General features: G+C 40.4%; 26 protein-coding genes, 1 tRNA gene and 1 riboswitch. Of the genes, 5 read left to right on the top strand and 22 right to left on the bottom strand.

Going from position 1 to position 25,219, the window contains the following annotated elements; all coding sequences use genetic code 11:
• Positions 1-2: 2 nt before the first annotated feature.
• The 12 genes from ADM50_RS02620 to ADM50_RS02565 all read right to left on the bottom strand — a co-directional run bounded on the left by ADM50_RS02620 (position 3) and on the right by ADM50_RS02565 (position 10,090).
• On the bottom strand, positions 3-173 hold the full coding sequence (locus ADM50_RS02620; protein WP_000873143.1) for a hypothetical protein: 171 nt from the start codon (positions 171-173) through the stop codon (positions 3-5).
• Between the two features lie 514 nt (positions 174-687).
• Positions 688-2,043 carry a 23S rRNA (uracil(1939)-C(5))-methyltransferase RlmD gene (rlmD, locus tag ADM50_RS02615; protein ID WP_049484427.1) on the bottom strand — a complete coding sequence of 452 codons (1,356 nt, stop codon included), beginning with the start codon at positions 2,041-2,043 and terminating at the stop codon, positions 688-690.
• Between the two features lie 74 nt (positions 2,044-2,117).
• Positions 2,118-3,092: a DUF1002 domain-containing protein gene (locus ADM50_RS02610; protein ID WP_042902298.1), complete on the bottom strand. Its 975-nt coding sequence runs from the start codon at positions 3,090-3,092 to the stop codon at positions 2,118-2,120.
• 86 nt (positions 3,093-3,178) lie between these two features.
• Complete coding sequence (locus tag ADM50_RS02605) at positions 3,179-3,781, bottom strand: lysozyme family protein (protein ID WP_004240129.1); 603 nt, start codon at positions 3,779-3,781, stop codon at positions 3,179-3,181.
• On the bottom strand, positions 3,781-4,755 hold the full coding sequence (locus ADM50_RS02600; protein WP_038805298.1) for a nucleoid-associated protein: 975 nt from the start codon (positions 4,753-4,755) through the stop codon (positions 3,781-3,783). The genes ADM50_RS02605 and ADM50_RS02600 overlap by 1 nt, the downstream gene beginning before the upstream one ends.
• Before the next feature lie 7 nt (positions 4,756-4,762).
• On the bottom strand, positions 4,763-6,019 hold the full coding sequence (gene glyA, locus ADM50_RS02595) for a serine hydroxymethyltransferase (RefSeq protein ID WP_038805299.1): 1,257 nt from the start codon (positions 6,017-6,019) through the stop codon (positions 4,763-4,765).
• Between the two features lie 58 nt (positions 6,020-6,077).
• Positions 6,078-6,509 (bottom strand): GNAT family N-acetyltransferase, encoded by a 432-nt coding sequence (locus tag ADM50_RS02590; protein WP_049484426.1) that lies wholly within the window; start codon positions 6,507-6,509, stop codon positions 6,078-6,080.
• A gap of 1 nt (position 6,510) precedes the next feature.
• The gene (locus tag ADM50_RS02585; RefSeq protein ID WP_049484425.1) at positions 6,511-7,113 is read right to left on the bottom strand and encodes an L-threonylcarbamoyladenylate synthase; all 603 of its coding nucleotides are present in this window, start codon (positions 7,111-7,113) and stop codon (positions 6,511-6,513) included.
• The gene (gene prmC / locus ADM50_RS02580) at positions 7,097-7,933 is read right to left on the bottom strand and encodes a peptide chain release factor N(5)-glutamine methyltransferase (RefSeq protein ID WP_049484424.1); all 837 of its coding nucleotides are present in this window, start codon (positions 7,931-7,933) and stop codon (positions 7,097-7,099) included. Before prmC ends, ADM50_RS02585 begins: the two co-directional genes overlap by 17 nt.
• Positions 7,933-9,012, bottom strand: a complete 1,080-nt coding sequence (gene prfA / locus ADM50_RS02575; protein WP_042902301.1) for a peptide chain release factor 1 — start codon at positions 9,010-9,012, stop codon at positions 7,933-7,935. The genes prmC and prfA overlap by 1 nt, the downstream gene beginning before the upstream one ends.
• 9 nt (positions 9,013-9,021) lie before the next feature.
• On the bottom strand, positions 9,022-9,501 hold the full coding sequence (locus tag ADM50_RS02570) for a GNAT family N-acetyltransferase (RefSeq protein WP_049484423.1): 480 nt from the start codon (positions 9,499-9,501) through the stop codon (positions 9,022-9,024).
• The gene (locus ADM50_RS02565) at positions 9,491-10,090 is read right to left on the bottom strand and encodes a thymidine kinase (RefSeq protein ID WP_049484422.1); all 600 of its coding nucleotides are present in this window, start codon (positions 10,088-10,090) and stop codon (positions 9,491-9,493) included. The genes ADM50_RS02570 and ADM50_RS02565 overlap by 11 nt, the downstream gene beginning before the upstream one ends.
• 122 nt (positions 10,091-10,212) lie before the next feature.
• On the opposite strand from ADM50_RS02565, the gene ADM50_RS02560 reads away from it, so the two are divergent.
• On the top strand, positions 10,213-10,395 hold the full coding sequence (locus tag ADM50_RS02560; RefSeq protein WP_001117401.1) for a 4-oxalocrotonate tautomerase: 183 nt from the start codon (positions 10,213-10,215) through the stop codon (positions 10,393-10,395).
• Between the two features lie 134 nt (positions 10,396-10,529).
• A complete protein-coding gene (gene mnmE / locus ADM50_RS02555) occupies positions 10,530-11,903 on the top strand; it encodes a tRNA uridine-5-carboxymethylaminomethyl(34) synthesis GTPase MnmE (RefSeq protein ID WP_049477728.1) in 1,374 nt (457 codons plus the stop codon).
• Positions 11,904-11,949: 46 nt separating this feature from the next.
• Here mnmE and dapA read toward each other — a convergent pair whose 3' ends face one another.
• From dapA to ADM50_RS02535, 4 genes are all read right to left on the bottom strand, one after another.
• Positions 11,950-12,885 carry a 4-hydroxy-tetrahydrodipicolinate synthase gene (gene dapA / locus ADM50_RS02550; protein WP_000121608.1) on the bottom strand — a complete coding sequence of 312 codons (936 nt, stop codon included), beginning with the start codon at positions 12,883-12,885 and terminating at the stop codon, positions 11,950-11,952.
• 56 nt (positions 12,886-12,941) lie between these two features.
• A complete protein-coding gene (locus ADM50_RS02545; RefSeq protein WP_049484421.1) occupies positions 12,942-14,018 on the bottom strand; it encodes an aspartate-semialdehyde dehydrogenase in 1,077 nt (358 codons plus the stop codon).
• 339 nt (positions 14,019-14,357) lie between these two features.
• A tRNA-Thr gene (locus ADM50_RS02540) sits at positions 14,358-14,430 on the bottom strand.
• 105 nt (positions 14,431-14,535) lie between these two features.
• The gene (locus tag ADM50_RS02535) at positions 14,536-15,045 is read right to left on the bottom strand and encodes a QueT transporter family protein (protein ID WP_049484420.1); all 510 of its coding nucleotides are present in this window, start codon (positions 15,043-15,045) and stop codon (positions 14,536-14,538) included.
• A riboswitch (PreQ1 riboswitch) is annotated at positions 15,043-15,139 on the bottom strand. It overlaps the preceding gene by 3 nt.
• Positions 15,140-15,167: 28 nt before the next feature.
• On the opposite strand from ADM50_RS02535, the gene ADM50_RS02530 reads away from it, so the two are divergent.
• Together ADM50_RS02530 and mscL are read left to right on the top strand one after the other, a co-directional pair.
• Positions 15,168-15,605, top strand: coding sequence for a GtrA family protein (locus ADM50_RS02530; RefSeq protein ID WP_049484419.1), 438 nt, complete (start codon positions 15,168-15,170; stop codon positions 15,603-15,605).
• A gap of 79 nt (positions 15,606-15,684) precedes the next feature.
• The gene (gene mscL / locus ADM50_RS02525) at positions 15,685-16,065 is read left to right on the top strand and encodes a large conductance mechanosensitive channel protein MscL (RefSeq protein WP_049484478.1); all 381 of its coding nucleotides are present in this window, start codon (positions 15,685-15,687) and stop codon (positions 16,063-16,065) included.
• Positions 16,066-16,106: 41 nt separating this feature from the next.
• Here mscL and hemH read toward each other — a convergent pair whose 3' ends face one another.
• From hemH to pitA, 6 genes are all read right to left on the bottom strand, one after another.
• On the bottom strand, positions 16,107-17,201 hold the full coding sequence (gene hemH, locus ADM50_RS02520; protein ID WP_049484418.1) for a ferrochelatase: 1,095 nt from the start codon (positions 17,199-17,201) through the stop codon (positions 16,107-16,109).
• A gap of 77 nt (positions 17,202-17,278) precedes the next feature.
• On the bottom strand, positions 17,279-18,151 hold the full coding sequence (srtG2, locus tag ADM50_RS02515) for a PI-2 pilus system class B sortase SrtG2 (RefSeq protein ID WP_080983057.1): 873 nt from the start codon (positions 18,149-18,151) through the stop codon (positions 17,279-17,281).
• Between the two features lie 75 nt (positions 18,152-18,226).
• Positions 18,227-19,228, bottom strand: a complete 1,002-nt coding sequence (gene srtG1 / locus ADM50_RS02510; RefSeq protein WP_049484417.1) for a PI-2 pilus system class B sortase SrtG1 — start codon at positions 19,226-19,228, stop codon at positions 18,227-18,229.
• Positions 19,229-19,244: 16 nt separating this feature from the next.
• Positions 19,245-20,465, bottom strand: a complete 1,221-nt coding sequence (locus ADM50_RS02505; RefSeq protein ID WP_080983056.1) for a DUF7601 domain-containing protein — start codon at positions 20,463-20,465, stop codon at positions 19,245-19,247.
• Positions 20,466-20,509: 44 nt separating this feature from the next.
• Positions 20,510-21,061: a PI-2 pilus system signal peptidase SipA gene (gene sipA, locus ADM50_RS02500; protein WP_049484416.1), complete on the bottom strand. Its 552-nt coding sequence runs from the start codon at positions 21,059-21,061 to the stop codon at positions 20,510-20,512.
• On the bottom strand, positions 21,061-23,610 hold the full coding sequence (pitA, locus tag ADM50_RS02495; RefSeq protein ID WP_049484415.1) for a PI-2 pilus tip adhesin PitA: 2,550 nt from the start codon (positions 23,608-23,610) through the stop codon (positions 21,061-21,063). Before pitA ends, sipA begins: the two co-directional genes overlap by 1 nt.
• A 358-nt stretch (positions 23,611-23,968) precedes the next feature.
• Here pitA and pepT point away from each other — a divergent pair, with 358 nt between their 5' ends.
• On the top strand, positions 23,969-25,192 hold the full coding sequence (gene pepT / locus ADM50_RS02490; protein WP_049484476.1) for a peptidase T: 1,224 nt from the start codon (positions 23,969-23,971) through the stop codon (positions 25,190-25,192).
• Positions 25,193-25,219 lie beyond the last annotated feature (27 nt).

The following is a 25,219-nucleotide window of genomic DNA, read 5'->3' as shown; positions in this document are numbered from 1 at the left end:
ACTCATACTTCCAATTCGATGCCAGATTTAAAGGATATGACGAAGTTTTCTTCATAGACTGTAACGCTCTGGATTATCTTCCTTAGTAGCAAGCGATTAGCTTTCACAAAATCTTCTGTTTGTAGTTTTAAAAATTCATCAGGATTTTCTAACTCAACCTCAAAATATTTCATTTTACATTCCCTCATTTCATTTATTGATAAATTGAGTTTGCAAAAAAGAGTGGACAATTTTTGTCTACTCTTAACCTTTAAAATAGTTTTTTTTAATCGATTTGAAGTTGCCTAAATTATTACTTATTCGGTAAAATGAAGTATTGCTTTCAACAGATTTCCTTCAACTACACTTCACTTGATTCAAACAAGGTGGGTACATTTCTATTCCCACAAACTCCTTGTCAATGGAAACAAACACGTACCCACAGGGTAAATGGAAATAGAAACTGATAATTTCTAGCTATCACTTCTACTCATTCCAAAAATTTTCTCACTCTGATACTTACCCACCATAAAGCAAAAAGCCTTGCAATCAAGGCTTTCATTATCCCTTTCGTTCAAAGGTTTCTAAGCTTTTACGAGCAGAGCGACACACTCAGCGGTTCGCTATCTCCGTTCTGTCTGCGTGCTAGCACTTGTCAATCACGGACAGCTATCGCATGGGCGGAAGTAAATGCTAATCTTCGTCGTTTTACTCCTTGACTAGCAAACTTACCGCCTCAACATGATGCGTCTGCGGAAACAAGTCCACCGGCTGGACTTTCTTCAATTCATAACCCAATTCTTGGTAGAGTTTGATATCACGCGCCATGGTTGCGACATTACAGGAGATATAGGCGATGCGGTCAGCCCCAATTTGGCTACTTGCTTTGATAAAGCTTTCGGTCAATCCCTTGCGTGGTGGGTCAACCAAGATAACGGTTGGTTGGATACCTTCCTTGAGCCAATTCCTCATGGCATTTTCAGCTGTGTCACAGACATAGTGTGCATTAGTGATATTATTCAAGGTAGCATTCTTCTGGCTATTCTCTACTGCTTCTGGAATCACTTCAACACCGTAGACTTCTTTGACATGCTTGGCAACGGATAATCCAATCGTTCCAATCCCAGAATAAGCGTCAATCACCACATCATCTGCTCTTAACTCCGCAAAGTCAATAGCTGTTTGATAAAGTTTTTCTGCCATTTCTGTATTGACCTGATAAAAGGCTGGTCCAGCGATTTGGTAGTCATTTCCCAACATCTGGTCCGTGATATTGTCTTGACCATAAAGAGTCTTCCACTCCTTGCCAAAAATCGCATTGGTATTCTGGTCGTTGATATTTTGCATGACAGACACAATCTCTGGGAACTGCTTGATAAGGTGTTCAATCAATTGCTCCACTCGGAAAACTTTCGGACGAGTTGTTACTAAAATGACCATGATTTGCCCTGAATAGTGCCCACGTCGCACTACAAGATTTCGAATCAAGCCAGACTGTTCCTTTTCGTCATAAGGTTTTAAATCAAAACGACGAAGCAAATCTCGAAGGGTTACTACGACTTGGTCAATGACAGGATCCTGGATAAAGAAATCTTCAAGGGGCATAAGGTCATGGGAATTTTTACGGAAAAAGCCAGTTTCCAAGATACCATTCACTCGACGAACGGGCACCTGTGCCTTATTTCGATACTTAACAGGATTCTCCATACCAAGTGTTTCAGCGACCTCTACATCTGTAATACCAGCAATCTTGTAGAGACTGTCTTTGACTTGCTTGGTTTTAAACTTGAGCTGCTCTGGATAGGCAAGATGCCCCAAATCAGCGATACCTGAGCGTAGATAAGCTAGGTCAAGATCTTGGTTACGATGCGGAGAATGTGTAAGGTATTCTTCAACTTTCCCGTAGCCAATCTTTTTATTGACCTTAAGGACTCGCATGAGGATTTTCTCAGTTGGAAGAGCATTTTCTACAAAGAAAACCAAACCATCTACCTTAGCAACCCCAGCACCTTCATGGGTCAAATCAACAATTTCAACTTCTACAATATCATTTTTCTTTAACATATTTTTCACTTTCTATCGGCCGTCAAAAAAAGACGGCAACATTTCTGTTACCATCTATTATATCATGAAATGACCTAAGCACCAAAACTCTTGAAGAAGTTGACAATGGCTTGCCAAAGGGAGCTAAAGAAGTTACCCCCCTCTTCTAGCGCTTTATTGGCATCAAAGTTGAGGTTGATATTTTTGAAGCTATCTCCAGCTTGGGAAACAATGCTTTCCTTGAGGTCATTTAGGGTTTTAGTGAAATCAGCATTGTTCAAAATGTCACTCTTTGAGAGGTTGAGTGCAAAATTGATAATGATATTGACCTGGTTTCCTGTTATAACCTGATCGAGTTTGTAGTTTTTTAGCGTGTCTTCAACGATTTTGCGGACATCTTCTTCTGTCAGGTTACCTTTGGCTTCTTTTGCTTTTGCGATTCCTGCCTTGATATCTGCCAAAGCGACATTGAGTTTATTGGCATCGTACCCTGACTTGTCCTTGTTTTCAGCATTGATATCTGATAAGGCTTTTAGCTCCTCTTGGGCCAAGTCTTTATTAGCTTGCGGTACTTTGGCACCATTGGCCTCTAACGAGTAGTAAATCCCTGCTAGGGCGCTCTCTCCTGTAACTGGAATAGGAGCTGCAACTGTGATTTTGGCATGCTCCACTCCCAGCGTCACTGCTGCGTTACGGTACATATCTTGCGTCACCTTGGTGATATTTTCAGGCGTTTCAATCTTGACTTCTAGAGGCGACTTATCCCCCAGCTTTTGAATCTTGGCTGATGAATAGAGCTGTAGACTAGCATCATTAGCCACATTCATAATTTTCGAATAGATATCAGGTGTCATAGTTTTGATATCTTTGGTGTCTTTTGATGCGTCATAGCCAAGTTTGCTAAGAGTTTGGTTTTTCTGGTCTTCAGATAGAGAAGAACCTAGGACATATTCGGGTTGTACATAGGTTTCATCGATTACTTTTTGAACATCAGTTGCTGCGTGGACACTCGTCATAGCTGTTACGGCCCACAATACTGCAGCACTTGTTAGAAAGAATTTCTTTCTCATGGGGTATTCCCTCCTTTACCCTTCTAGGTTAATAAAACAATCTTAAAGAAAGCTTATAGTGAAAAACACCTGGTCAAACCAGATGTTTAGAAGAAATTAAAGAATTTCATGATATAGAGATTAAAGCGAACCTGTCTCGAGTAGTAATAATTTCCACCATTTTCATAGAGTTCGGCTCCGTGAAAGATAGAAATAGGGTTGATATAGGTATAGGTCTTCCCTGTAGTATTACCAAGGATTGGAGCGACCGTTTCTCGGGAGTAACGCTTGGCTAGGGCCAGAGTATTTTCCTTGCCATTCTGAGCGATAAAGTCGATATAGGCAGGTCCAAAATTATAGGCTTGAACAGCGGTCCAGACATCTACTCCTTTGCTCTGTGCCAAATAGAGATTATCTGTTAGTGTCTGAACCCCTTGGCGAATACTAGAGGCATCGTCTTTGATGGTATTGGTAGCGCCACTAGCAGACTCACTAGACTGCATGACATCCCGCTCTTTTCCCTTCGTTTCCGTATAAATCATGGCGAGCACCAACTCTTCATTGGCTGGAGTATCTCTTTCGCTCAAGATTTCTCGCACCATGGGTTGGTAGGTCATGACTTGTTTAACATCCTGATGGATATGATAAGCTTTGTATCCTGCGAAAAGGAAGACTGCTAGCACAAGCACTCTTCTTATAAATTTAAACATTATTTACTTTGAATATCCTCGATATTTTTGATTAAGATAGAATAGGTTCCATTGTCATTTTGGATAAACTCAACAGACTGCGCATCTTGATAGACGTTATTGGGAACGATGAGTTCAATTCCATTTGACAAGGAAAGTTTTTGATTTTCAAATTTCTTGAGCTGACGACTGGCATCAATTTCATCAAACTGGACTGGTTCTGGTACGGCTTCCTTGACTTGGTCGATAAAGCTCAAACGAGCTGTCAGATTGTTGTCAAAAAGGTCATTAGCCAATTTTTCAGGTGACAGTTCATTGCTTTCTTCAAGATTGTTGAAAATCGCTGATTTGACCTTGGATTGAAACTGAAAATCATCTGTGTTAAAGGATTCTGCAATTCTCTGGGCCGTTTTTTCCAGTTCCTTGATGGATTTTTTTGGCGAAATCTTAGGTGCAACAGCTAGGAGATTTTCTGAAAAGTAGTTCAAAAAAGTCCCATTGTACTTGATGCGTTTTTCGATGAGATGGTACTTGCGGCTTTGAAGATTGACCACCAAAGCCTCATCAGCCCCCGTTCCAAATCCAGGCAGGTTATTCTGAGTCAGCTTGATTGGATTATCAACTTCTCCACCGAGGTGGATCAAGGTCTCGCGCAGGGCAATTCGCAAGAAAGCAAAATGTTCAACGCCTTCTTTAGAAAACTGAACAAAAACCAAGTCATTGGTCTTGAGATTTTCAGAAATGCTAAACTCCTCTTTCCAGAGATTAGCCAGTGTTACTGATGTCTCCACCAAATCGTCTGTGATGTGATTGAAGAAGGGATTTTCTTCTTCGAAAATCCCAGTCTTAGCTTCATCTGAATACACACGTTCAATTTTTTTACGCAGGTATTCCTCGATTTTTGGAGTGATATTGAGAAACTTATCCGCTAGAAACAGCTCGGTTTCATCTGGGCTGAACTGATGGATAATAGCTTTCTTAATATAAATGTCCATAAAAGTATTAGTCCTCGTATAGTGGGAAGGCATCTGTCAATTCTTTGACCGCACTTCTCACTTCTTCTAATACAGCCTCATTTTCTGCATTTTTAAGGGTTTTAATGATGAGTTCAGCCACTTTACGGCTTTCTTCTTCACCAAATCCACGTGCAGTGATGGCTGCTGCTCCGATACGAATTCCACTTGTCTTGAATGGTGACAAGGTTTCGTATGGAATTGAGTTTTTATTTAGGGTAATATTAACTTCATCCAGCAAGTTTTGAGCCACTTTTCCGTTTTCTACAACCTTAGTCACATCCACTAGGAAGAGATGATTTTCAGTACCACCTGAGATGATACGGAAATCAGGGTCTTGCAAGAAGACTTCAACCATAGCCTTGCTGTTTTTGATGACATTAGCAGCATATTCCTTGAAGGCTGGGTCCAAAACTTCTTTGAATGAAACCGCCTTAGCAGCAACAACATGCTCTAAAGGACCGCCTTGAATACCTGGGAAAATAGCTGAGTTGATTTTCTTAGCTAGGTCCTCATCATTTGTCAAGATCAAACCACCACGCGGTCCACGAAGAGTTTTGTGGGTCGTTGTTGTAGTGATATGAGCGTATGGTACTGGGCTTGGATGAAGTCCAGCTGCAACCAAACCAGCGATATGGGCCATATCGACCATAAGCTTAGCCCCAACAGCATCTGCGATTTCACGGAATTTTGAGAAGTCGATAATTTGAGAATAAGCTGATGCACCTGCTACGATTAGTTTTGGTTTTACTTCTTGGGCTTGTTTCAAGATTGCATCAAAGTCCAAGAGTTCCGTTTCAGGATCCACACTGTAAGAAACAAAGTTGTAGGTTTGACCAGAGAAGCTAACTGGAGCTCCGTGGGTCAAGTGTCCACCTGCTGCCAAATCCATCCCCATAACGGTATCACCTGGCTCAATCAAGGCCATGTAAGCCGCACAGTTGGCTTGGCTTCCTGAGTGAGGTTGGACATTGGCGAATTTAGCACCGAAAATTTCTTTTGCACGTTCAATAGCTAGAGTTTCTACCACGTCTACTACATCAGTTCCACCATAATAACGACGTCCTGGGTAACCCTCGGCATATTTGTTTGTCAAGATAGACCCTTGAGCTGCCATAACAGCCTTGGAAACCACGTTTTCCGAAGCAATCAACTCGATATTGTTTTGTTGGCGTTCTTCTTCTTTGGCAATAGCATTCCAGAGATCAGCATCGTATGCTTTAAAATCGTCTTTGTCAAAAATCATAGGTCTTCTCCTTTATAGTGTGACTGGTCCTTTAGTTTTTTTTCAATAAGAAAATCAACTAAAAGATGCGAATAAACCGTTTCTGCACTTTATCACAAGTATAACCAACTTTTTCATAAAATGCATGAGCTCCCAGACGATGATCAGCAGAGTTTAAGCGGATAAACCCATAACCCCGTCTTTTTGCTTCTTGATCCAACCCTTGCAGTAAGTTTTTACCGATACCTTGCCCTTGTGCTTGAGGTGAAACCGCTAAGCCTAAGATATTAAATCCTGCTTTGGAATAGAGGGATTCGTAAACCTCGGCATGGACATATCCAAGTAGGACATGGCTGACTTCATCCTCATAACCAAGTAGGAAATGATGAGAATCCTGAGACAGTCTAGCTAGTTGACTAGCTGTGTCCTCTGAACTAAAAGAGTAGCCCAAAGCCTCTTGGTTAATCTCACATATAGCATTCACATCTGTTGCTTGCAAATCTCTTAGCATCTCATTCCTCCTCAAAAGAAATCTCTGGCAACCGAGCAAGAATATCTTCTCGCTTAATCGCCCCCTGGCGTAAGATTTTCACCTTATCTCCAGACAAATCCAAAATCGTCGAATCCTGTCCAGTTAAAGAAGCATCGTCCTCCAGACCCAGAACCTCTTGGTCAAAATCCTCTAGAATTTGAGCAAACGTCACTCCACTCGCCTGACCCGAGATATTGGCAGACGGCCCAATCAAAGGACCTGTCTCTCGAATCAAATCAAGTGTAATGGGGTGACTCGGCATCCGAAATCCGACAGTTGCAAGACCAGAGTTGACCCAATAAGGAACTCGGTCATTGGCTTCGAGGATAATGGTCAAGGGACCCGGTAAAAAGGCCTCTACAAGCTTTTGTAGATAAGTTGGCTGTTTCTTTGAAAAGTGCAAGATGTCCTCTAGAGAAGCGACATTAAGATTGAGTGCCTTATCTCTAGGACGACGTTTGAGTTGGTAAACATGGTAGACAGCTTTTTCGTCTAAGGCCTTAGCAAAGAGACCATAAACTGTCTCTGTAGGCAAAACAACAGCTCCGCCCTTTTCCAACTCTTGTCTAATCCTGTCCATCATCAACTACAACCATCCTATCTTGACCAAATTGGTCCTTGAGTGTTCGTACTCGTTTTTCAGGAAGATGTTTCCTAAAAAGCGCAGGAACACTTTGACCTTGCTTGTATCCAATTTCAAGGTAAATCTTACCACCATCTGCGAGATAGTCTTTTGCATCTTCCGCAATTCTGCGATAAATAGCTAGGCCATCCTCATCTGCAAAAAGAGCTAGATGAGGCTCCGAATGTAAAACATTCAAACCGACCTCTGACTCATCTTCACGAGAGATATAGGGTGGATTGGATACAATTATATCATATTTTTCAGAAATTTCTGCAAAACAATCAGATTTTTTGAAAAATATATTAAGATTTTGATTTTTGGCATTCTCAGATGCAAGCTGCAAAGCCTCTTGTGAAATATCTGCTGCTGTCACTGACCAATCTGGTCTGTTTTTTGCTAGTGCGAGGGCTATGGCACCACTTCCAGTTCCAATATCTAGGACCTTAAGATTTTCCTCAGGTTTTTCTGTGAGGATGAGTTCCACCAACTCTTCTGTCTCTGGACGAGGAATCAAAACCCGCTCATCTACTTTTAACTGCATTCCAAAAAATTCTGCGTGACCAATGATGTACTGCGCCGGTTTGTGAGCCACTAACTGCTGGTAAATTTCTTCTACAAAATTTTCTTCCTCTTTTGTCACTTCCTGCTGAAGAGCAAAGACAAAGTCCGTAAAAGAGAGATTTTTTAGGCTACGGTAGACAAAAGAGAGGCTTTCTGCTTCCTCTCCTTGTCTTATCAACTCTTCTTCAAAATCTGAAAATAATTGAGCTAGTTTCATTATTTATTTAATTCTTCTAATTTTTGTGTTTGGTCATAGAGCACTAAGGCATCCACAACTTCATCCAATTTACCAGACAAGATGGTATCTAGTTTTTGGAGGGTCAATCCAATACGGTGGTCTGTGACACGGTTTTGTGGGAAATTGTAAGTACGGATACGTTCTGAACGGTCACCAGTACCGATTGTCGACTTACGCTCAGCGTCTTGTTCATCTTGGGCAATCTGAGCAAAATGGTCAGCCACACGCGCACGAATAATCTTCATAGCCTTCTCACGGTTTTTCTGCTGGGTACGTTCTTCCTGCATCTCAACCTTGATATTGGTCGGCAAGTGAACAATACGAACGGCAGTCGCAACCTTGTTGACGTTCTGACCACCAGCACCAGATGCGTGGTAGATGTCAACACGAAGGTCTTTTGGATCAATATCGTACTCTACTTCTTCCACTTCAGGCATGATTAGAACTGTCGCTGTTGAGGTGTGGACACGGCCTTGGCTCTCTGTCACAGGGACACGTTGCACACGATGTGCACCAGACTCATACTTAAGCTTAGAGTAAACGGACTGACCGGAAACCATGGCTACGACTTCTTTGAAACCACCTACGCCGTTCATTGAGGCTTCCATAACTTCAAAGCGCCAGCCTTGGGTTTCCGCATACTTTTGGTACATAGTTAGCAAATCTCCAGCGAAGAGGGCTGCTTCGTCTCCACCAGCTGCCCCACGGATTTCAAGGATGATGTTCTTGTCATCGTTTGGATCCTTTGGAAGGAGCAAGATTTTTAGTTTTTCTTCATATTCTTCTTTTTCAGCCTTGGCATCTTTGAGTTCTTGCTTGGCCATTTCTTCCAAGTCTGCATCTCCGCCTGATTCCTTAATCATCTCTTCAGCATCAACGATGTTTTGAAGGACTTGCTTGTACTCACGGTAAGCTGTTACCGTATCACGAGTAGAAGCTTCTTCTTTCGAAAGCTCCATGAAACGCTTGGTGTCTGAGACGACATCTGGGTCACTGAGCAATTCTCCTAGTTCTTCATAACGGTCTTCTACAGCTTGTAGTTGATCATAGATGTTCATTTTTTCTCCTTAGTTCTCAATTGTTAGATCATAGATTGCTACTACTTCGTTCTCAAATATTTCCCCAGTTTCTTTAAATCCATAACTGAGGTAACAAGATCTTGCATGTTCATTTTCTGGTTCATAAGACAACCAAAGTTTATTGCCTAAACCTGCTGGCGCTGTCTGAACATAGTCCTGCACTTTATCCATAATTGGTTTAAAATATCCTTGATTTTGAAAATTCTTATCAATCATAAAACGAAATAGTAAATAATTTCCACTACTAATTCCGATCTTTTTATCATAAGCTATCATCACAAAACCTATAATTGCATCATTATCATAAACTGCCAATGGAGCTACAAAATCTCCATTTTTAGTGTAGACATATGCTTCAGCTAAACTAATTGCGTTGGTTGCAATGAATTGCTTTTGATATTCCTTGACATCCAAATTCAAAACATCAAAATAATTTTCCATTGCAACATCTCTTAGTTCAATTGTCATAGTTATGCTCCTTGTTAGATGCTATCATTGGCGCAAAATAATGTTTACGGCAAACCGAGATATAGGTTTCATTGCCACCGATTTGAATTTGTTCGCCATCATAGACTGGCACACCATCGTGCGTACGCAACACCATAGTCGCCTTTTTCTTACAGTACTGACAAATGGTCTTGATTTCGTCAATCTTGTCTGCTAAGAGCAAGAGGTATTTGGAACCTTCGAACAATTCATTGCGAAAGTCATTCTTCAAACCAAAAGCCATGACAGGTATGTCTAACTCATCAACAACACGAGCTAGGTCATAAACATGGTGACGCTTGAGAAACTGGGCCTCATCGACCAACACACAGTAAGGTTTTTCAGGTAAGTCTCGGATATAGCCGAAGATATCTGTCGTTTCCTCAATCGCAATGGCTGGGCGTTTCATGCCGATTCGACTCGACACATAGCCAACACCGTCACGCGTATCCAGAGCCGAAGTCATAATCACAACTCCCTTTCCTTGCTCCTCGTAGTTATAGGCTACCTTAAGAATCTCAATCGTCTTACCAGAGTTCATGGTCCCATAACGATAATACAACTGTGCCATGCTTCTATTTCACGTCCATTTCTAAATTTTTGCTACATTCTAGTATATCATAATTTTCTGAAGCTTTAAACGGCAAAATGTGGTAAAATAGAAGAAATCAAAAACTAGTGGAGGAAGCTATTATGCCATTTGTACGCATCGATTTATTTGAAGGTCGCACGCTCGAGCAAAAGAAAGCTCTTGCTAAGGAAGTAACGGAAGCTGTTGTCCGCAACACTGGAGCCCCTCAATCAGCCGTTCATGTCATCATCAACGACATGCCAGAAGGAACCTACTTCCCTCAAGGGGAAATGCGCACCAAATAATCCAGCTTAAGCAGAATTGCTTAGGCTTTTTCAATCTCCAAGTAGCATCCATTGAAGAAATAGTCTAATTTTGTTACAATTTGAAGAGATGCTTGGATACCTATCCTAAGAAAAGAAATACAAAAGGAAATAGTATGATTACACGTGAATTTGATACCATCGCTGCTATCTCTACTCCACTAGGTGAAGGAGCCATTGGTATTGTCCGCCTGAGCGGAACAGATAGTTTTGCCATTGCGCAAAAGATTTTTAAAGGAAAAGACTTGAGCAAGGTTGCAAGCCATACCCTCAACTACGGTCACATTATTGACCCGCAGACAGGGAAGGTCATGGACGAAGTTATGGTTGGAGCTATGAAGTCTCCAAAGACCTTCACTCGTGAGGATATTATCGAGATTAACACTCACGGTGGGATTGCGGTGACCAATGAGATTCTCCAACTAGCTATCCGTGAAGGAGCTCGATTGGCTGAACCGGGTGAATTTACCAAGCGTGCCTTTCTAAACGGTCGTGTGGACTTGACACAGGCTGAGGCGGTGATGGACATCATCCGTGCCAAGACTGACAAGGCCATGAATATCGCAGTCAAACAATTGGACGGTTCTCTTTCTGACCTCATTAATAATACTCGCCAAGAAATCCTCAATACACTTGCCCAAGTTGAGGTCAATATCGACTATCCTGAGTATGACGATGTTGAGGAAGCTACTACCGCTGTTGTCCGTGAGAAGACTATGGAGTTTGAGCAATTGCTAACCAATCTCCTTAAAACAGCTCGTCGCGGTAAGATACTTCGTGAGGGAATTTCAACTGCCATCATCGGACGCCCCAACGTTGGTAAATCGAGCCTCCTCAACAATCTCCTTCGTGAGGACAAGGCCATCGTTACAGACATCGCTGGTACCACCCGTGATGTCATCGAAGAATACGTCAATATCAATGGTGTTCCTCTCAAATTGATTGATACAGCTGGTATTCGGGATACAGATGATATCGTGGAACAAATCGGTGTCGAACGTTCTAGAAAAGCCCTCAAGGAAGCTGACTTGGTACTACTAGTACTAAATGCCAGTGAACCACTGACCGCCCAAGATCGCCAACTCTTAGAAATCAGCCAAGATACCAACCGCATTATTCTACTTAATAAAACGGATCTTCCTGAAGCGATTGAAACTTCAGAACTCCCTGAAGATGTCATCCGTATTTCAGTTCTTAAAAACCAAAACATTGATAAGATCGAAGAGCGTATTAACGATCTCTTCTTTGAAAATGCTGGTTTGGTCGAGCAAGATGCTACTTACTTGTCAAATGCCCGTCATATTTCCTTGATTGAAAAAGCAGTTGAAAGCCTACAAGCTGTTAATGAAGGTCTTGAACTGGGGATGCCAGTTGATTTGCTTCAAGTTGACTTAACCCGTACTTGGGAAATTCTCGGAGAAATTACTGGTGATGCTGCTCCAGATGAACTCATTACCCAACTCTTTAGCCAATTCTGTTTAGGAAAATAAGAAAAATCCATGATCGTTCATTCGGTCATGGATTTTATTGTCTTTATTAGTAATCTGGTCTTAAGACTCCTGTTACGGTTGCCTTAGTTGCTTCATAGTCGCCATCTACGACAACTTTGATAATGCGTTTGGCATCTTCTTCTGGTGCTGGAACTAGAGGTAATCTAGTTGGTCCCGCTTCAAATCCCATGTAGTTCAAAACTGCCTTAACTGGAGCAGGACTTGGATAAGAAAAGAGGGCATTGACTTTAGGAATGAACTTACGTTGAATAGCTGCAGCTTTCTTCATATCGCTTTCTGCAATGGCAGTGAACATCTCGTGCATCTCATCTCCATTTGTATGGGATGCAACAGAGATAACTCCATCTGCACCAAGGTTCATGGCATGGAAAGCATCTCCATCCTCACCAGTATAGACCAAGAACTCTTCTGGTTTATGCTCAATCAAGTAAGCCATATTGGCCAAACTAGTACATTCCTTGACACCAATGATATTTGGATGGTCAGCCAAACGAAGCATGGTTTCTGGAGTTAATTCGACAACCACACGTCCTGGGATGTTATAGATGATAATAGGCAAGTCAGAAGCATCTGCAATAGCTTTAAAGTGCTGATACATACCTTCTTGAGAAGGTTTGTTGTAGTAAGGTACGATTGCAAGCCCAGCAGCGAAACCGCCAAATTCTGCTACTTCTTTGACAAACTCAATCGAGTCACGTGTATCATTGGTACCTACACCCGCAATCAAAGGAACACGTCCATTAACAATCTTTTGTACAGCTGCAAAGAGTTCCAACTCTTCATCGTGAGTCAAAGTTGGACTCTCAGCAGTTGTTCCAGCTAGGAGAATGCCGTCTGTGTGATGGGCCAATAAATGCTCAATCAAGGCTGGAATGGCATCAAAGTTGATGGAACCATCCTCATGGAAAGGGGTAATAAAGGCTGTGATGATTTTACACTCTTTTAAATCTTGATAAGACATGAGAAACACCTCTCTATTTCAAAGAAGGAGTTCATCTGAACTCCTAAACGATATGACTATTTTAATTCAAATTTCAACTCAGCTGTTGGACGAACCAATCCACGTTCGTGAAGCGTTTCTGCGATCTGAACTGAGTTCCAGGCAGCACCTTTGAGAAGGTTATCTGAAACAACCCACATGTGGATTCCTTTTTCAGCATCCAAGTCTTTACGGATACGACCAACAAAGGTATCACGTGAACCAACTGCATTGATGGCTTGCGGATAGATTTGATGAGCTACATCATCTTCAAGAACTGCACTTGGAAAGGCTGCGATAGCTGCTTTCACTTCTTCGATTGGGGCCACTTCTTTTGTTTCAATGTAAACAGACTCAGAGTGAGCTGACAAGACGGGAATACGCACACATGTTGCAGACACTGCGATGCTGTCATCTTCCATGATTTTCTTCGTTTCCTTGGTCATCTTCATCTCTTCGTAAGTGTAATCATTGTCCGTGAAGACATCGATTTGTGGAAGAGCGTTAAAGGCGATAGGATAGTGTTTCTTGTCACCACCTGAAGGCAAGATTTCTGCATGCAAATCACGAGGATTCACACCGTCATTCAAGACTTCACGAAGTTCACGTTGTGTTTCAAGAATCGCTCCCATACCAGCACCTGAAACCGCTTGGTAAGTTGAAACGATGATACGGTCCAAGCCCCATTTTTGACGAACTGGCTCAAGAGCCACCATCATTTGGATTGTTGAACAGTTAGGGCAGGCAATAATCCCGTTGTGGGCATCAAGTGCATGAGCATTGACCTCTGGAACAACCAAAGGAACATCTGGATTTTGACGGAAATAAGATGTGTTATCTACTACTACCGCTCCAGCTTGAACTGCGTATGGTGCATACTTAGCTGATGTCGAACCACCTGCTGAGAAGAGTGCAATATCAACACCCTCAAAAGCTGTCTCAGTTGTTTCTTCAATCGTAATATCTTGGTCTTTAAATTTCAAAGTTTTGCCTGCTGAACGTGCAGAAGCAAGGTAACGAATTTTATCGATTGGAAGTGTTGATTCTTCCAACATTTTTATCATCTGAGCTCCGACAGCACCTGTCGCGCCGACTACAGCAACTGTATATCCCATAAATAACCTCTTTCGGAATTTTCTAAAAATTTCTATAATAGATGTATTATACTACTTTTTCCAGAAATTGAAAAGCATTTTTGGGTTATATTTTCTGAAAATTAAAAATCCCTAGTCATTGACCAGGGACTAAGAGGCATCTTCATGTGATGAGCAGGTTCACACAACTCATCAAGGTCCGCTCCTGCGTTATGACCTCCTTATGCTCAATAGCAGTCCAAAGACTACCTATCGACTCATCGCAGGTTTTATTCTACTATGCTTTGCTGACTTTGTCAAGGCTAATGCGGGGGAAATATAAAAAACTCTCGAATATCAAGAGTTTTCTTGTCTATCTAATGCTAATTGCCGGGATTGAACCGGCGACCTCATCCTTACCATGGATGCGCTCTGCCAACTGAGCTAAATCAGCTTACCTAAAAAGTATACTATAGTTCTATGCTCTTGTCAAGCGCTCTCTTTTAAATTTCTGAAATGAAAAAAGCTAGATCTATCAAGAATCTAGCTTATAAACTTCTTATTTTGTTAGATCGATTCGCTGTCCTAGTTTTCCGATTAGGATTGCACCAACGATAAGAGATGCAAACTCTCCAATTCCTGTAGAAAACCAAGTGAAAAAGAATGGAGCTTCAGCAACGATATGAAGTTCTGCTGCAATGGTAATCATTGAAATTGAGAATAGGATTGAAAATAAGAAATGATCTTTTCGAATCAAACCATTGAACAAATAGTCTTCCTTATACTTGCTAAAGAGCCAAACACCTAGACTAAGGAAAACTAGAGTAGATCCCCCGCCGACAAAGACATCAATTATGCCAAAACTAAAGAAATTAGCAATCATACAACCAATCGTCACACCGATGATGTATTTAGGATTGTAAAAAGCCAAAAAATTCATCATCTCAGAAATACGGAACTGGTAAGCACCATAGCTAATGGCATTCAGTGGTGGGGTAATGGTCAAAACCACATAGATAGCAGCAACAATAGCAATATCTGCCATGTCACGAACAGTTAATTTTTTCATGTTTTCTCCTTTGGCGGTTTCCCGCGTAAAATATGCTTGGTGAAAGAAGCTAAGCACCAAGGGTTGAGGTTATCAACCTCACTAGTATAGCACATTAGCCAGTTTTATGCTATACTAAAATCATGAAAAAACTAATAAAAGCTTTCTTTGATAATGAAATCCTTGCCTATCTATTTTTTGGTGGCGCTACTACTTTGGTTTCTATTGTATCGCGTTTACTTATTTACCATATCAGCCACCAGGAAATCCTCGCAACTGCCCTCGCTAATATTATCGGGATTCTCTTTGCCTTTCTCACAAATGATACAATTGTCTTTAAACAAGAGAGAAGAAATTGGACAACCCGTCTGGCTAAATTTTTCTTAGCTCGTCTCTCAACACTTGGTCTTGACGTTCTTTTAACTTATATCTTTGTTACAACTTTTCCTGATATTATTGGCCAGTTTGTCGAATTTAATATAGATAGGGTTAATACGGTTGAAACTATCCTAGCGCAAATTTTGATCATCATTTTAAATTATATTTTCAGTAAAATCTATATTTTTAAAGGGGGCAACTGACCACTTTGAGCGTTCAAGTTGCTTTTTGTCACAATTTAGGATATAATAAATCAGAAAATTAGGAAAGGAATTTATGAAAATGTTAAAGGATCTTAAAGCATTTTTGCTTCGTGGTAATGTTGTTGACCTTGCTGTCGGTGTGATCATTGCCTCTGCATTTGGTGCTATCGTTACTTCATTTGTTAACGATATCATCACTCCACTTCTATTGAACCCAGCTTTGGAAGCTGCGAAAGTACAAAACATCGCTGAGCTTGCATGGAATGGTGTTACATATGGTAAATTCTTAAGCGCTGTTATCAACTTCCTTGTTGTGGGTACAGTTCTCTTCTTCGTTATCAAAGGTATTGAAAAAGCTCAAAGCCTTCGTAAGAAAGAGGAAGTGGTTGAGGAAGCACCTGCTGCTCCAACTGAACTTGAAGTTCTTCAAGAAATCAAAGCTCTTCTTGAGAAAAAATAAAACAGATAAAGGATCTAGCTTAAAGCTAAATCCTTTTTTCTTTACTCTTTTGGTAACTTCCCAGCCTTTTCGAGCATTTTCTTAATCAAGTAAGGCATCTTCACATTTTCACGGCCTTTTTTCTCAATGAGCTTTTTGACAAATTCTGGCATCTGAAGGTCGTCTGTCTCCTCCATAATGTCCTTGGTAGTTGCCGAAGGTGCTAACTCATCGAAGGTTTCTTCTTCTGGGAGAAAAGCTTTAAATTCTTTGTTTTCGTTGGCTCTTACAGTAGCAACTAAAGCGTCAATTAAACGGCTATCCGTATTGGGCATAGGTGGACGATGGTAGGTGATATCTAATTCTTGACACAACTCATAACATTCCACATCATTATCGAACAAGACTTCAATGTGCTCACTGATAAAACTAATCGGGACAAAAATATAATGCTCTGGATGTTGCTTTTGTTCTCGTAAATATTCTAAGACATCTGGCTTGATCCAAGGTATTCCAATATCGCTTTCGCTCTGCCAAGTATTGGTATACTGGTCGGCTGTTAGGCCGAGTTGTTCAGCAATTAGCTTGCTATTATCGAAAATCTGATCGATATAAGGATCTCCATAGTCTAAGGCGAAAATGGGAACACTGTGAGCTGAAAAGATTACCTTGAAAGTTTCTTCTCCCACATGATTTCGTAAAATTTTGCTAATCTCATCTGTCCAGAAGTCCAGCAAGGGCTGTTGTTGATACCAGTCCTTAATAACTAAAAATCGGATCTGCTGGCTTTCCAGAAACTTTTCATACCCCATGACTGAGTAAAAGGAATAATGAGGTTCCAAAATCAAGCAGATACATTCTTCAACACCATCAGTTTCCATCTGCTTGATCACGTCTGGAATAAAGGGACGAGAAAATTTGTTGGCAAAGTAGATACCGTACTCCTGACCTAATCGTTCTCTAACTAGCGCAACTTCTTCTCGCGTAATCCGCTGCAAGGGCGTCCCACCGATAAGGACGTAGTTGTCATAGAGGGTCTGAATTTCGTGATCTTGGGGTCTGACTCCACGACGAATGTTTGTAAAAAATTCTGCTACTCCTTCAAAACTAATCTCCTCTGGAGATCCAAAGGTCATCATTAATATTGCTTTTTTCATGTTATCATCCTTATGTTATTATTTTCACTATCTATTCTATCATGAAAGAAAAAAATAGTAAACGCTTCCGACGTCTACTATTTCTTTTGTTCTTTTGTTTTTCTATCTCGTCTTATGATTAGGATGATAACGACAAGGAGTAAAATGACGATAATCAGGAGAAGAAAGGCAAGGATATAAATCCAATGCGTTGGTATACCTTGGTCAAAATAGCGTGTTCCTACTGCTTCCCCACTTTTATACTGGGAGGCTTTTACTGGTGCATCCGTTATTTTAGCTAAAAGGATATGTCGTCCATTAGTTATATTAAGGAAACAGGTGCTTAATAAAACAATCTTATCCGTTGAAGTCAAGGAAACATCTCGCTTGTATTTGGCTTTGCTTAACAGATACTGATAGTAAGCCTGATGTTCCTCGTCATTGGAACTCAGAGTTCGATAAATCTCCGTGTCATAAGCATCCACTTCTAAAATCCCAAAAATCTCAAGACCACGTTCACGACCATTGTAGTAGATAGAACCATAGCGATGCTTTTCAAAAAACTCTTGATCCGCAAACTTTTGTATCTCACCAAACATGGCACCAGAGGCCATAGAGTGACCGTATATGATGGTGTTAAAGTCGGTAAAGTTAGGGTTAAAACGATAGTCTAGAAAAATAGACCCCGACACAGTATAATCACCAAAGGCATTTCGATCAAGGTATTTAACATTATCCTGACTCTGCAAGAGAGGATAGTCTACCTTGGTCCCATCAAGGCTAATCCAACCACAAACATCCTTGTTGAGGTGCTGCAAGGTTTCAAAGCCCGTACTGCTGGCATCCTTTTCAATGGGATTATAATGATCGTAGTCACTCGCAAGGACTCTATCAGCTGTAAAAAGACAGAAAAAAGCTAGAAAGAGGGATAGAATGACCTTTATGACTTTGTGATTCGTACTTGTTTTCATATTCCCTTCTTTCTCCTTTCTAGCCTTGAAAATAAAAGAGCAAGAGAGGCTGTCCCTTTCTCTTTTATTGGTAGTTTAGTCAGTAATGGTATCTGCTCCTTCCTCCTTTCCTTCTCTTCTACGACGCAATATCAAGTAGAGGATGATGAGCAAGAAGATCAATAACAAGAGCAAGATAAATAAGATGATGTACCATATCCACAAAGGAATCGATGAGAGAAATCGTCCGAGCGACGAATCATCAAAGACACTGTAAGGGAATGGTTTTGATTTTTTCGTATGGAAGGTGTTCTTTGGAACCGTATCCGTAATCTTGGCAACTACGATATGTCTCCCATTTGTTACGTCTAGGAAACAGGTACTGAGGAGGATGATATGGTCATTTGGCCCCAGTGTAATATCCCGCTTGTGAATGGCAACCGAGAGTAAGTGATCGATATATTCTTGGCGCCGATCATCCCCACTGATACCTGGATCGTAGATGTTAAAGTCATAGGCGTCCACCTCGAGCATCTCAAAGATCTCAAGACCTTTTTCAACACCATTATAGTAAATACTACCGTAACGATGCTGATCAAAAAATTCCTTATCAGAAAACTTTGCTACATCTCCAAACATAATCCCATTTTCTACATGGTGTCCGTAGATAATGGTATTAAAGTCTTCGAACTTGGATTCATTTCGAGCCTCAAGAAAGATAGCTCCTGTTGCGGCAAATTCTCCCTTGGAGTCCTTGTTCAGGTATTTTTCATTGTCTTTGGCTTGGACTAAGGGATAGTCGATATTGGTGCCATAGACATTGATCCAGCCGAGAACCTCTGGATTGACTTGCTGTAGCTTGTGAAAGCCAGAAAAACTAGCAAGCTCATCTTTCTCAGTAGTACTCACTGGTCTATAGGCCTCATACTCACTTGATGAAGCCTGAGAATAAACCTGATTGGAATCCCAAAGGGCGTAGAAACCAAAGAGAAAGACTAAGGCCGCCAAGAGGAGCAAGATATGATTCATCAATGCATCTACAGCAAGGACCATGCGCCTAGACAAACTCCTTTTTGGTTTCTCACGCTTGATTTTCATCGGTCAAACCAGTTGCTTAAGCTTGTCTGCGTTTTTTAGACAAAACAACAAATCCAGCCAAACCAAGACCAATCATCAAGATGAAAGGAAGGTTGTCAATCAAGAGACCAGTAGGGGTAACGTCTGGCAAGTTATTTGTGATAGTGTTGTCGTTTGGTTTTTCACCAACAAGGATACTATCTTGAGTGAAATTTGTAGAAACTGCACCAGCTTGGGTTTTCGAAGCTCCATTCTCCTTATAAGCTGCTGAAGCTGTGTATCCCTGAGATCCAGTTTCAACCAATTTATAACGAGTACCTGCAGGAATTGTGTCAAACACCAAAGATTGATCGTGGCGTAGTGTTATAGTTGTTTCTTGACCATAGACAAATGTTTTTGAGGTTTCACCGATTTTACCAGTGATGGATTGTGAAGTTTCTGTAGATGCTTTGGTAAAAGTAAGCTTGAAAGTGAAATCTTTTGATTTATCTGCAGTAGCACCTGATACAACTTTTTTAATTACTAAAGATTTAGCATTTGGGTCAACTTTTGAAACATTTGGTTTATTAGGGTTTGGTTCATTTGGATCTGTAATTTTACCAGCATTTTTACGATAAATGTTAGTGAAAAGATCATATTTGTAAGTAGTTCCACTTTCAGATGGTTTTACCTTACCATTCACACTTGGAGTGACTTGTTTAAAATACACAGAAGAAATATATGTTCCTCCTGTAGTTTTGTTCTTAACAATGACATGCATTTCATAGTTGCGATTATCGTATGTCATAGAATCAATAGGTGAACCATTTTTTTGAATAACTTTCCAACCAACATTTTGTTTTTCAGCAACAGTGTAAACATATTCTCCAGCATGTGTATAGTTCACTTCTCTAAAAATATCGCCAGTTTCTTTCTTAATGCTAGTTTGGCCAGTTGTTAAAACGTCTGTTCCAGAATAAGATACATTTTTATCTGTAATTTGACCATTAGTAGAATCAATTGTTTCATAAGGTGCACCATTTGATGATGTACCAGTTTTAGGGGTGAAAGTAAATGTAAAGGTTGCTTCAGGTGTTGTAATTCCTTCCGCAATATTCAATACCTTATTAATAGAAACTTTTGCACTTGTTTCACCATTTGCTTTGGCAGTTGCCACATCATTATCATCCGCAAATGTTGGCACTCCTCTAAAGACCGACAAGGCGGTTACAGCTGCAATACTTGCAGTAACTAATTTTTTCAAAAATGTTTTTTTCATGATTATTCCTTTTATTTTTAAATTTCTTTTTTCATAAATTGTCATCAAAAGCCCCGTCGCCTTAGGACTGTTACCACCTTGCCATGGGTATCCTGTATAGGAATGCTTCCAAAAGCACGACTGTCTACAGCCGTTGTTCGATTGTCTCCGAGGACAAAGAGTTGTCCTGCTGGGACTTTCATTGGGAAGGTAGCCCCTTCCTTATAGAGCAGCGTTTCTTTGTAGATATCCTGCTCTTGTTGAGGAGAACCGTTGATGATGAGACCATTTTCGTTTATATCGATCGTACTTCCTTCAGTTGCTATGACACGCGCCACTCTTTCCTTGCCCTTATAACTATAGACGAGCAGATCACCAATCGAATAGCGTTTATCCAACCTATAGTAGACAACTAAGTCGCCATCCTTTAAGGCTGGCTTCATACCATCGTCATTGTATCTCAATAGTCCAAAGACAAAAAAGTAAAGGGTGGCCAGTACAAACCCAACCATCAGAAGCTTACTGACTAAGTAGAGGATATCTCCCCATACACTCGGCGGAGACTTATCCCGATTGACTTGTGTTACTGTTTTCTTATGTTTCTTTTTAAGTAGCATTATTTTCTCCTATGTACCACTAGATATCCGAGTAGGATTGTAAAGAAGATTCCTCCTAGCGGAAGGATTATTCCTAACATGAGTGTACTGCTGAGGAAGTCAATTCCGGTTTCAGGTACGCTATTTTTATTGTTAGTGACTGTTGCAGCCTTATCTGAATCAAGAGTTCCCTCTTTGTTTTCATAGGAAACCTGATAACCTCGAGAAGAGCTGGCTTCTTCTTCAATGGTGAAATGGCTACCAAGTGGAAGTCCATCAATTTTTATTGTTTGATCTTTGTTGAGATCAATAGACGCTCGACCATTCGTAAATTGCAGAGGGGTTCTTTTATTATTCACCGTTGCATTATAGGTTCCATTCAGTGGGCTGTCCTGAGCATCCCTTATGTTAATGGTAATCTTGAAGGATTTTAATAGATTGGCAAATACCCCAGTAACCTTTTTTGTAACGGATAAACTTGGAAGCTTGTGATTCGTAACAGTGCTGGTTTCGTCTTTATTCAGATCACCCTCTTGATTTTCATATGTAACGTGGTAACCGTTCGTTGATGCCGCTTCTTCTTCAACCTTGTAATGAGTGCCATACGGGAGATATTTTAGAGATTTTTCGGCATTATGTGTTAATGGTATTTGAGCACGTCCATTAATAACTTTGATATCACCAAAAGTGCCATTTATAGGATTTCGTTCTTTATCAGTTAGCTTGATGTTAATATTAAAACTCTTATTCGATGTATCTTCAGGGACTAATATCTTTCTTATCGTCAAACTAGGTAATTGACGATAAAATACTTTAAAGGTTGGCGATTGGCCTGTTCCTTCTTTTTTTACTTCCTTAGTAAAACCGGGAACATCAGGAGCTATAAGATCATATTGATAACCCTTAGCTACTTTTTCAAAATTGGAAGTTTCACTTAGCTCACCTGCTTTTACTCCAACACTAGTTTTCCTGTATTCATTCTTGTCAGTTCCACCACTCTTGCTCTTTTGAATTAATTTAAAATCTAAAGCCTTAGGTTGATTAGCTGTAACTTTGCTACTTCCATTAACACCTTCCCACTTAACTTCCACTGGTACCGTTAATGGATCTGAAGGCTTAAAGGTTGGGTTGTCAGTGTATTCTTTAGTCTTGGTTTGAGTAGTACCGATTCCATAAGAATAAGTGACACTGGCACCTTTATTGGAGTAGAGTTTATTGACATCAGATCCCTCAGCATCACCAGCCTCTAGTTTTTTATCACCAGCAATAGCATCTAAGGCTTCTTGACTTGATGTAACAGTAAATTTGAGGGCGTACTTCACACTATCATCAAGAATGTAGTTAGGATTAAATTTTGCTGCTACTTCGACCAGACCATTTTCATTCTTCCTTGTTTCCAGCGTAACCTTATCTGATCCCAAGGTTTCCTCTTTATCGTTTTCGATTTTTACAACTCGAATATTTGAACTGTTATTGGGAAGAAGTTGAACATATTTGGACAAAACATCCTTGATGGTCACATGGTGAACACCTAGAGGAAGGATTTTCTTGGTGATTTCCTTAAATTGTTCTCTCAATTCCCTTTCATTGTTAGCGGATAATATTTCGTTTGGAATGGAAGAATTATAACTACCAATGTACTCTTTTAGTTTAGAAATACTATCTGTACTATTAGAGTAGCGGAATTTGATAGAATAAAATCCATCAATCTTGGGAGCAAGATAACCAGAAACTGTTTCAGTAAAGGTGTTTAGATTGGTTTGATACCACGATGGAGCTATTTCTGTTACACCATCATTATTGCTCCAATTGTAGATCGTATAGCCTCTAGTATCGTAGTACATGTTCGCAAAACCATCTGACAAGAGAATGACAACCTTTTTTGCACTTGATCTGGCTGACTGAAGTAATTCTGTTGCTGACTGAAGTCCTGCTCCAATATTTGTACCTGTACCTATTCCTCCTTCGTAACCAATCGAATCACCACTATTATCAACAGACATTCTAGAAACCATTCTTTTGGCTCCTTGAACATCATTGCTCCAGTTTAATACTGTCTTAGCATCATCATGAGAGGAAATACCAGAAAAGTACCCCGCCCAAGCTGGCCATTGATAATAACTATTGTAACGTTGGTTATCTATTTTCCCAGCAAATCCAACAATTGATAAACGGTTGTTAGAGTTTGAAAGGATTGTATCTATCAAACCACGACGACCTTTTTCACCTTGGAGTGTATTTTTCAGAGCTTGTAGCCTACTAATCAAAGCTCCATTAGAGGATTTTACATCCTGATATGTCATACTTCCAGATAAGTCTGCTACAAGTACGACATCTAGAGGATCTGACTGTATCTCAGCACCAAGTGCGGACGTTATATCCAAGGACAATTCATACTTGTCATCCTGTCCTGATATCGGAGTAATTGTCTTATGAAGACTTGTCTGGGGTTCTATGGTAGAATCCGCATTTAACAGACTTATCGGAGCACACAAAAAGAGAATAGCTAACAGTATAACTAAACGGCGCGCAATAATTTGAACTTTCTTAAAATCGAAGCGAATGTTCATTTTATTCTCCTTAACTAGAATGCACTAATATTGTTATTATATCAATCTAGTACATTTACAAGATAATTGTACAATAAAGTTCACGCAGTGTCAATTAATATGATTAATTTTATATTATGTTAATTAATAAAAGAGTATGATTCTTCTTTGTCTTTCAAACTATTCTATGGTAAAATGAAAAAAGAATAAAAAAATCTCATAAAATATCAATGCATATATTTTATTCTAAAATATCCAAGATCTCATTTGAAAGTCTATTGAATTTGAATTATTATATTTTTTCAAAATTCATGAAATTTTCAGAATGAAGCTTTTTCTGAAGTTTGCATTCTATTTTATGATTGTTAAAGGAGTTTTTATGACTTATCCGAACCTTTTAGATCGTTTTTTGACCTACGTTAAGGTCAATACGCGTTCTGATGAACACTCTACTACTACTCCAAGTACGCAAAGCCAGGTAGATTTTGCGACCAATGTTCTTATTCCTGAAATGAAACGTGTCGGTCTGCAAAATGTTTACTACCTCCCAAATGGTTTCGCCATTGGTACCTTACCAGCTAATGATCCTAGCTTGACACGCAAGATTGGCTTCATCTCCCACATGGATACTGCTGACTTTAATGCTGAGGGAGTTAATCCGCAAGTCATCGAATATTACGATGGTGGAGTTATCGACTTGGGTGATTCTGGATTTAAACTCGATCCTGCTGATTTCAAGAGCCTTGAGAAATATCCAGGCCAAACGCTTATCACAACTGATGGCACGACCTTGCTGGGGGCTGATGACAAGTCAGGGATTGCTGAAATTATGACTGCTATTGAATATCTGACTGCTCATCCCGAAATCAAACACTGTGAAATCCGTGTTGGTTTTGGCCCCGATGAAGAAATTGGCGTTGGTGCCAATAAATTTGATGCAGCTGACTTTGACGTTGACTTTGCCTATACTGTTGATGGTGGTCCGCTAGGAGAACTTCAGTACGAGACTTTCTCAGCAGCTGCCGCTGAACTCCATTTCCAAGGGCGCAATGTTCACCCTGGTACCGCTAAAGGCCAGATGGTCAATGCCCTTCAGCTAGCGATTGATTTCCACAACCAACTTCCAGCTGGTGACCGACCTGAATTGACTGATGGATACCAAGGTTTCTATCATCTTATGGATGTATCAGGTAGTGTAGAGGAGGCGCGTGCAAGCTATATCATTCGTGACTTTGAAAAGGATTCTTTTGAAGCGCGTAAAGCAGCTATGCAGTCTATTGCTGACAAGATGAATCAAGAACTTGGGAATGATCGCGTGACCTTGACTCTGACAGACCAGTACTACAATATGAAAGAAGTCATCGAGAAAGACATGACGCCTGTTACCATTGCCAAAGCTGTTATGGAAGATTTAGGGATCGCGCCAATTATCGAACCAATTCGTGGTGGAACAGATGGGTCTAAGATTTCCTTTATGGGGATCCCAACTCCAAATATCTTTGCAGGTGGTGAAAACATGCATGGACGTTTTGAATACGTCAGCCTTCAGACTATGGAGCGTGCGGTGGATACCATCATTGGCATTGTATCTTATAAAGACTAAAAAAGACGAGGTAGCTCAGCTACTTCG

It is taken from the genome of Streptococcus oralis, from assembly GCF_001075675.1.
Taxonomy (GTDB): Bacteria; Bacillota; Bacilli; order Lactobacillales; family Streptococcaceae; genus Streptococcus; species Streptococcus oralis_V.
The sequence above is the reverse complement of the archived record's forward strand: the minus strand, read 5'-3'. Positions and strand labels throughout refer to the sequence as shown.